At 46.9% G+C, this 8259-nt stretch carries 9 protein-coding genes and 1 pseudogene; 2 read left to right on the top strand and 8 right to left on the bottom strand.

What is annotated here, in order from left to right:
• A pseudogene (locus tag A3751_RS11415) lies at positions 1 to 333 on the bottom strand (tRNA 2-thiocytidine(32) synthetase TtcA); the annotation flags it as partial.
• Positions 334 to 525: 192 nt separating this feature from the next.
• Here A3751_RS11415 and A3751_RS11410 point away from each other — a divergent pair.
• The gene (locus tag A3751_RS11410; protein WP_068455955.1) at positions 526 to 2127 is read left to right on the top strand and encodes an AbgT family transporter; all 1602 of its coding nucleotides are present in this window, start codon (positions 526 to 528) and stop codon (positions 2125 to 2127) included.
• 45 nt (positions 2128 to 2172) lie between these two features.
• Entirely contained in the window at positions 2173 to 2772 is a 600-nt protein-coding gene (locus A3751_RS11405) for a DNA-J related domain-containing protein (RefSeq protein ID WP_068491612.1), read from the top strand.
• 50 nt (positions 2773 to 2822) lie between these two features.
• Here the strand turns inward: A3751_RS11405 and A3751_RS11400 are convergent, their stop codons facing one another.
• The 7 genes from A3751_RS11400 to cmk all read right to left on the bottom strand — a co-directional run.
• Complete coding sequence (locus A3751_RS11400) at positions 2823 to 3326, bottom strand: GNAT family N-acetyltransferase (RefSeq protein WP_068455949.1); 504 nt, start codon at positions 3324 to 3326, stop codon at positions 2823 to 2825.
• A 1-nt stretch (position 3327) separates the two neighbouring features.
• Positions 3328 to 4026, bottom strand: coding sequence for an orotidine-5'-phosphate decarboxylase (gene pyrF, locus A3751_RS11395; protein ID WP_068455946.1), 699 nt, complete (start codon positions 4024 to 4026; stop codon positions 3328 to 3330).
• Positions 4027 to 4050: 24 nt separating this feature from the next.
• Positions 4051 to 5223: a tetratricopeptide repeat protein gene (locus A3751_RS11390; RefSeq protein WP_068455943.1), complete on the bottom strand. Its 1173-nt coding sequence runs from the start codon at positions 5221 to 5223 to the stop codon at positions 4051 to 4053.
• A 6-nt stretch (positions 5224 to 5229) separates the two neighbouring features.
• Entirely contained in the window at positions 5230 to 5505 is a 276-nt protein-coding gene (locus tag A3751_RS11385) for a LapA family protein (RefSeq protein ID WP_068455940.1), read from the bottom strand.
• Between the two features lie 164 nt (positions 5506 to 5669).
• Positions 5670 to 5966 carry an integration host factor subunit beta gene (gene ihfB / locus A3751_RS11380; RefSeq protein WP_068455937.1) on the bottom strand — a complete coding sequence of 99 codons (297 nt, stop codon included), beginning with the start codon at positions 5964 to 5966 and terminating at the stop codon, positions 5670 to 5672.
• A 104-nt stretch (positions 5967 to 6070) separates the two neighbouring features.
• The gene (gene rpsA, locus A3751_RS11375) at positions 6071 to 7747 is read right to left on the bottom strand and encodes a 30S ribosomal protein S1 (RefSeq protein ID WP_068455934.1); all 1677 of its coding nucleotides are present in this window, start codon (positions 7745 to 7747) and stop codon (positions 6071 to 6073) included.
• 121 nt (positions 7748 to 7868) lie between these two features.
• Positions 7869 to 8259 (bottom strand): (d)CMP kinase (cmk, locus tag A3751_RS11370; protein WP_068455931.1); only part of this gene is annotated, 391 nt, incomplete at its 5' end.

Here is an 8259-nt window from a genome sequence, read left to right as displayed (position 1 = left end):
CTTCGACTTAACGATGGAATAAGTATCTCGGTCAACAATGTAGTATTCAATCCCTAAGGACTCGAGATACTCAGGCAATATATGCTCCGGAAAACCAGGCTGTTTCTGATCTAAGTTGACTGCCACAAGTTCAAAGTTAATAGGTGCGCTTTTTTGCAGACTCATGAGGATGGAAAGCATGGTATAGCTGTCTTTACCGCCCGAGAGACAAACCATAATACGGTCACCAGCTTCAATCATATTGAAGTCCGCAATCGCCTTGCCCATGCCCCCGCGCAAGCGCTTTTGAAGCTTATTGAACTCGTATTTCTCTGAACCAACTAAGGACTTCATCGCCCCTCCCAAAACATACCCAAACGAGACCGACTTTCAATCAATCCCATGCTGGCGGCGATTATAACGAAAACCGCTGTCGTCACCTAAAAAACCAGTGTGTTTGCAACAAAAAATAACAGGTCTTGGACTGGCCGCTCAATCATAGCCGAAAACAGCAACTATACTTCCCGCAAGCCGAGGGAGAGCACTATGTCTAATGAGCTCATAAACGCCGAACGTCCGCAACGCAATGCGATTACCCGACTACTCGATACCGTTGAGTGGCTAGGGAACCTATTGCCCCACCCAGTCATCCTGTTTGCCATTTTGTGCGCTCTAGTCATCGTGGGGAGCGGTATCGCCGGTTACTTTGAACTTTCAGTCGTCGACCCGAGGCCGGAAGGAAGTAAAGGCAGAGCAGATAACGGCTTGATTGAGGTTGTCAGCCTGCTCAATGTCGCCGGATTACAGCAAGTACTGAGTGAACTGGTGAGAAATTTCACCGGGTTCACACCTCTAGGTACCGTACTCGTCGCGCTTTTGGGAGTAGGAATTGCAGAGCGATCAGGAGTAATCTCGGCTGCAATGCGAAGCCTTGTAATGGGAGCCCCGAAAAAGCTTGTCACTTTCATGGTTGTGCTGGCGGGCATCGTTTCCAATACCGCAGCTGAACTTGGATATGTGGTGTTGATCCCGCTTTCAGCCATGATATTCCTATCACTCGGCAGACACCCATTAGCGGGCCTTGCAGCTGCATTTGCAGGCGTATCTGGCGGCTATAGTGCAAACCTGTTAATCGGCACTGTCGACCCTTTACTTTCGGGTATATCCGAGCAGGCGGCGCAACTCATATCACCTGATTATCAAGTAGGCGCGGAGGCAAACTGGTATTTTATGATCGGATCTACCTTCGTGATATCTACTCTCGGTATGCTAATCACTGAATATATTGTCGAGCCAAAGTTAGGTAAATACAATCCGGACGAGGCGCCTGCTGACTCAATGGAAGAGTTGACGCTAGAAATGGACAGTCATGCCGTCACCGATATTGAAAGAAAGGGTTTACGCACTGTCGGCATATACACGCTTATATTCTCGGGCCTGCTTGCCGCGACGATCGTCCCTGAGAATGGCATATTACGACACCCCGATACAGGACTCGTTGCAGGGTCTCCTTTCTTGAAGTCCATCGTCGCGTTTATCTTCATCTACTTTTCGCTAGCGGGGATTATCTACGGCAAAGTCGTTAAAACAATCACAAGCTCTAACGATGTCGTTCATGCGATGAATCACGCCATGACGACAATGGGGGCTTATATTGTCTTGGTATTTTTTGCTGCGCAATTTGTCGCTTTCTTTAAGTGGACCAACCTTGGAGCAGTGCTCGCTGTCGTGGGTGCAACAGGTCTGGAAAGCCTCGGCTTAACCGGCCCTGAGCTATTCTTCCTTTTCATCGGAGTATGCGGCGTCATTAATCTATCCTTGGGGTCTGCATCTGCGCAATGGGCCGTCACTGCGCCAATCTTTATTCCTATGCTGATGCTTGTTGGGTACTCGCCAGAAGTCATTCAGGCAGCCTACCGAATAGGGGATTCATCAACAAATATCATCACACCGATGATGAGCTATTTTGGGCTTATTCTAGCGGTGGCCGAAAAATATCGTCGCGACATGGGGATAGGCACCTTGATCTCGATGATGCTGCCCTATTCCTTTATCTTCCTCACCTGCTGGAGCATTTTCTTTTACTTGTGGGTGTTTGTTCTCGGCCTTCCCGTTGGACCAAATACACCGACGCACTACACAATGTAAATGCACACAGCAGTAGTTAGCGTGATCTAGTCTATGCTGAGAGATATGGAAACCTTTCAGCATATTACAAGCTATCTTGGACAGGCCTTCGAAGAGCAACCTGTTTGGCGTGAACATGCGCTCATACGGAAAATGCAACGAGATGGCATCGAGCCCATCGCTTCACTATCCTTATCCAACATGCTGTCGCTTTTTAAAGTGCATTTCCTGGTCCGACATGGGCTCTACCAACTGAGAGCAAAGTGGCGAAGCACACAACGTGCAGATTTGATCATAGGAACGATAGAGATCGTCTCTATCCCCTATCCCAGCGCTACGAAAAGCGATGGGGCAACCAACTCGGAAATCCGCGAAACTGACTTGCTCGAGCACTACTACAAAGACCTGAGCAACTATGAAACTATGACCGAAGCTGAAGTCGAGCTACTGCTTAACGGTTTCTGGCAGCGCCTTCAGAGCCCTGAAGACGCCAGCGAGGCATTGAAGACCTTAGGCCTCGAAGAAGGGGCTAGCTATCAAGAGATAAAATCTGCTTTTCGCAAACATGCTCAACAATCGCATCCCGATAAAGGAGGCGATGGCGATGTATTTAATTCCATTACCAAGGCCAGAGATACTCTGCTTGCGCAAGCCGCTAAAAAATAAACAGCTCTAATGCATTTACGTTTTAGAAGTCTTGAACACCTAAAAAAGGCTTACAGGTTGAGAGGTTCCTGCTCTGTCTTATACAACCTAAAGCCGCGCCGCTCATAGTTTTTCAAGGCAACAGGGTGGTCAAGGTTGCATGTATGCACCCAAACTCTAGACACGCCTTCCCAAGACCAGGCTTTCGTAATCGCGTCTTCCAATAAGGGACGCCCAAAGCCCTGACCAATAAATTCTGGGCTCAATCCAAAGTAGAGAATCTCTACATCTCCACGCTCTCTGCGTAATTCGAAATAACCGGCAATAATGCCATCACTGTATGCCACCCAGGTCCGAAGGTCTGGGGATGACACTAGCGCATGCCACTGAGAGGTATCCCAAGCGAGCCTATCAGTCCAATCCCATTGCTTACCCACCAGCGTATATAAAAATCGATTAAACTCCGGCTGGATACCCGTACATTCAATCAAGCAATATGCAGGCATGGTCGACGTGCGTGGCTCAAAAACGGGAGCGTCAAGCATCTCGAGATAGTAGGTAATCAAGTTCTCCATATTACGCGATGCTTTCCACGATGCTTTCCAGAGCTACCAGAGGCTTATCCGCTTTTGTAATGGGTCGCCCTATCACGAGGTAATCAGATCCAGCCTGCAATGCCTCAGCCGGCGTCATAACTCGGCGCTGATCGCCCAGCTCAGCACTGGCCGGACGAATCCCAGGCGTAACCAATTTGAACTCACGTCCCAGCTCCTGCTTTAACTGTGTTACTTCATGAGAAGAGCAGACAACACCATCAAGCCCACAGTCTTTGGTAAGACGAGCTAGACGCATCACGTGCCCCATTGGCTCATCATCAATACCTACGCCAACGAGATCCGATCGCTCCATGCTCGTTAACACCGTGACGCCGATAAGCATGGGAGCCTGCTTATATTGACTCAGTTTGTCAGCACAAGCCTGCATCATACGCTGGCCACCCGTTGCATGAACATTCACCATCCAAACCCCCATATCTGCGGCAACACCAACCGCTTGCGCTGTTGTATTGGGAATGTCGTGAAACTTAAGATCTAAAAATACGTCAAAGCCGAGCTTATGAAGCTCTTCAAGAATGACGGGGCCGCAGCGCGTGTACAACTCTTTTCCGACCTTAACGCGACACAGTGAAGGATTTAGTTGTCGAGCTAGGGAGATCGCGGCGTCCGCCGACGGAAAATCTAGCGCAACAACAATAGGAGAAGTTACTTGATTCATAATATAAAGCTTTAAGTTATGTCACTAATTAGCGACGACAGGTTTAATAGATTCCCAATGAAAACAACTCGGGCATTGCCAATGAAAGCCGCCGTTAAAACCACAATCAGAACACTGATAACCAATCAACTGGCCTTCTGCAGTCGACATTGCTTTGGTCAACCGTTCCACTGGTGCCTCTGTATAGTTTGGCGCCACGAACCTCGCAGCATAAAAGGAGAGAACCCTAGAACGCGGCTCGATATCAATATCCGCCTCTACCAAAGCGCGCGCCTCGCCTTTTTTCCCCGCCTCAATTAATTCCTTGGCCAACGCGAGAAGTATCCTATCATTTCGATGCTTTAAGTATATCCGTTTAAGGAAGTCACGCATCTTTGGTTTAGTGCTAGTTGCATCGGAACATACCACCAAAAGATCAACAGCTAGAGGAGAAAAGTCTGGATGTTCTTCAACTAACGACCTCAAATACCCAATCGCTTGAACAAACCCGTGCTCAGCAGACTTTAACTGAGCCAAAAGCAGCAAAGCTCGGGGGTTCTTAGGGTCGACTTTGGAAGCATAATCTAGGTGATGACGCGCTAAGTTATGACGGCCGGACTCTAGCTGAGACACCGCAATCTCACAATGATAATGCCCCATTCGCTTCGCTAGATCAGGATCACGTTTGCAATCCCATTTCGATATCAACTCAATTGCCTGCTCCCAATCTTTTTGTCGCTCAAGAATCGATAACAATAGCCTTCGCGCTTGGTCACTTAAATCTCGAGTAAAAACAAGTTCTTCAAGTAAGGACTCAGCTCTGTCGAATAAACCTGCTGCCTTGTAATCTCTTGCTAGCTCAAAAGTAACAGCATGCGCATTTTCAGTACTTAACTGGGGATGAGCCAAGAGGTTCTGATGAATGAGAATCGCACGATCAACCTCCCCTTCTTGACGAAAGTGACGGCCAATCGATAAGTGGATAGGCAAAGTTTTAGCACTTACCTCCAGCCCTGATAGAAGCTCATCAATCGCCGTGTCCGAGTAGCTGTCCATAAGTAAGCGAAGCGGTGAGCGCGATTTCGTTAAACCGCCTCTCGGTTTAATCGATTTACCTTTTGAGCGAGTACGATACTGAAATCGCCCCAGATACCAACCAATACCAATGGACGCCACAATCAATACCACTAGCGAAAACTGGTCTGCAAATACATTCATTGAAGATTATGTGGCAGAAGCATCCGAAGACGCTTTTTTAAGTTTTCGCTCAGCCTGAGCCAGCTTGGTTTTTAGCACTAAGCTAGCAGGTAAACGAACGAGATAACCAACAACGCCACCCAACCCCAGTGCAACTAGCAGAGCAACGCCAACATTCAACTGAACCGTATCGATGAGCAAATCAACCGTAACCAGGGTCTCATTGGCTAAAGCAAACGCGGCAGCAAGAGCAATCACAACAAGAGCAATCACCGCCTCAATTAAAAATCGAATTTTAGACATAGAAAACGCAAATCAGGCCTGTTAGAAGACCTAATCATAGTATCACGTGAGAGTTTTTAGTTGCCACCGCTGAACGCGGTGAACGAATGAATAGCTGGTAAGATTGCGGCTAGGGAAGCCAAAGGGTCAGATGTATTCGCTTCGAGAAGTCTACCCCCGTAGAGCTAATAGCCTTCTTTCAAACTATCGTTTACGAGGTCACGCAACTCTTTACCCGGTTTAAAGTGCGGCACGTGTTTAGCGTCCAATGTAACGGACTCTCCAGTTTTAGGGTTGCGCCCAACTCTTGGAGAACGGTAATGAAGAGAGAAACTACCAAACCCACGAATTTCAATTCGTTGACCTGTTGCTAAAGTTTCTGACATCAAATCGATAATCGTTTTTACTGCGAGCTCGACATCCTTTACCGACAATTGCGTCTGTTTCGATGCAATAATCTCTACCAGTTCGGACCTAGTCATTGATTTTCCTTAAAAAATAGCCTCATTTTCAGTTTAGACAAGGAAAAACAAAAAACAAAAAAAAACGGGCCTATGGCCCGTTTTTTTGATTATTTTACAAGCAGTTACTGGTTTTGCATCTGCTCTTTGATCAAATCACCGATCGTAGTCGGACCTGACGATTCGATCTGCTTGTCGCGAACGTCTTTCATCGCCTGCTTCTCGTCATCAATATCTTTCGACTTAACAGATAGATTGATCACACGATTCTTACGATCAACGTTGATGATTTTCGCTTCAACTTCATCGCCTTCTTTCAGCTGAGTAGTAAGATCTTCAACACGATCTTGACTCATTTCAGAGGCTTTCAAAGTAGCTTCCACATCATCTGCCAGAACAACAACTGCAGCTTTCGCATCTACAGACTTAACAGTACCTGTAACGATTGTGCCTTTGTCATTTGCTTGCACGTACTCAGCAAATGGATCGCTGTCTAGCTGCTTAACACCTAGAGAGATGCGCTCACGCTCAGGATCTACAGAAAGGATAACTGTTTCGATTTCGTCGCCTTTCTTGTAGTTGCGAACAGCCTCTTCACCGACTTCGTGCCAAGAGATGTCTGAAAGGTGAACTAGACCGTCAATGCCGCCGTCAAGACCAATGAAGATACCGAAGTCAGTAATAGACTTGATCTTACCGCTGATCTTATCGCCTTTGTTGAAGTTACCTGAGAATTCTTCCCAAGGATTAGCGTGGCACTGCTTGATACCTAGAGAAATACGACGACGCTCTTCATCAATATCAAGGACCATCACCTCTACTTCATCGCCCAATTGGACAACTTTAGATGGGTGAATATTCTTGTTAGTCCAATCCATTTCAGAAACGTGAACAAGACCTTCAACGCCTTCTTCGATTTCTGCGAAGCAACCGTAGTCAGTAAGGTTAGTTACACGTGCAGTAACACGCGTGTTCTCTGGGTAACGCTCTTTGATTGATACCCATGGATCTTCACCCAACTGTTTAAGACCAAGTGATACGCGATTACGCTCACGATCGAACTTCAAGACTTTAACGTTGATTTCGTCGCCAACATTAACGATTTCACTTGGGTGCTTGATGCGCTTCCAAGCCATATCAGTAATGTGTAGTAGGCCGTCAACACCACCAAGATCTACGAACGCTCCGTAGTCTGTAAGGTTTTTAACGATACCTTTAACTTCCATACCTTCAGCCATTGACTCAAGAAGAGCATCACGCTCTGCTGAGTTTTCAGCTTCAAGTACTGCACGACGTGAAACAACTACGTTGTTACGCTTCTGGTCAAGCTTGATTACTTTAAATTCAAGCTCTTTGCCTTCGAGGTGTAACGTATCACGCACTGGACGTACGTCAACGAGAGAACCAGGTAGGAATGCGCGAACAGATTTAAGGTCAACTGTGAAGCCGCCTTTAACTTTGCCGTTAATAATACCTTTAACGATTTCTTGAGCTTCGAATGCTTTTTCAAGTTCTTTCCAAGCTTCAGCACGCTTCGCTTTTTCACGAGAAAGCTGAGTCTCGCCAAAACCGTTTTCAACAGCATCAAGTGCTACGTCTACAGTGTCACCGACAGCAAGTTCGATATCACCCGCTTCGTTAACAAACTGTGAAAGAGGGATAACACCCTCAGATTTCAAGCCCGCGTTGACTGTAACCCAATCACTATCGATGTCTACAACTACGCCCTTTACGATCGACCCTGGGGTCATATCGATTTCTTTTAGGCTTTCTTCAAATAAATCAGCAAAGCTCTCGCTCATTACATTTCCTGTTAGATTCTCCATACCACCAGTTAGTACGGTCTGATTATATAAGCTAACGACAAATCACTGGCCGACCTTCGCTGCCATTAGCGTAAAAAACTATAAAGAGGAACAAGACTTATTGTGGATGGACCAACGATAGGACTTTTTCCAACACTTGCTCGATCGAAAACTCTGTCGTGTCTATTATGATTGCGTCGTCTGCGGCCTTTAGTGGCGCGGCTTTTCGACCCATATCACGCGCATCACGCGCTTCGATCTCTTGCAAAAGGGTCGCGATTTTAACATCTTCCCCCTGAGCCTTCAACTGTTGGTGCCTGCGCTCTGCTCGCGCTTGAGCAGAGGCTGTAAGAAATACTTTGAATGGCGCCTCTGGAAAAACAACAGTGCCCATATCACGACCATCAGCAACTAAACCAGGCAATTGCTGAAAGTCTCTCTGGCGTTGCAAAAGCGCTTCTCTCACCTTAGGCAATACAGCAACCTTCGATGCATTATTGCCCGTCGTC

This window comes from Oleiphilus sp. HI0080, from assembly GCF_001635135.1.
This window is presented reverse-complemented; position numbering and strand designations above follow the sequence as displayed.

Bases quoted from the DNA above. Each gene is read 5' to 3' on its own strand.
- A3751_RS11400 (WP_068455949.1), bottom strand. From the start codon at position 3,326: ATGGAGAACTTGATTACCTACTATCTCGAGATGCTTGACGCTCCCGTT.
- rpsA (WP_068455934.1), bottom strand. From the start codon at position 7,747: ATGAGCGAGAGCTTTGCTGATTTATTTGAAGAAAGCCTAAAAGAAATC.
- ihfB (WP_068455937.1), bottom strand. From the start codon at position 5,966: ATGACTAGGTCCGAACTGGTAGAGATTATTGCATCGAAACAGACGCAA.
- A3751_RS11385 (WP_068455940.1), bottom strand. From the start codon at position 5,505: ATGTCTAAAATTCGATTTTTAATTGAGGCGGTGATTGCTCTTGTTGTG.
- pyrF (WP_068455946.1), bottom strand. From the start codon at position 4,026: ATGAATCAAGTAACTTCTCCTATTGTTGTTGCGCTAGATTTTCCGTCG.
- A3751_RS11410 (WP_068455955.1), top strand. From the start codon at position 526: ATGTCTAATGAGCTCATAAACGCCGAACGTCCGCAACGCAATGCGATT.
- A3751_RS11405 (WP_068491612.1), top strand. From the start codon at position 2,173: ATGGAAACCTTTCAGCATATTACAAGCTATCTTGGACAGGCCTTCGAA.
- A3751_RS11390 (WP_068455943.1), bottom strand. From the start codon at position 5,223: ATGAATGTATTTGCAGACCAGTTTTCGCTAGTGGTATTGATTGTGGCG.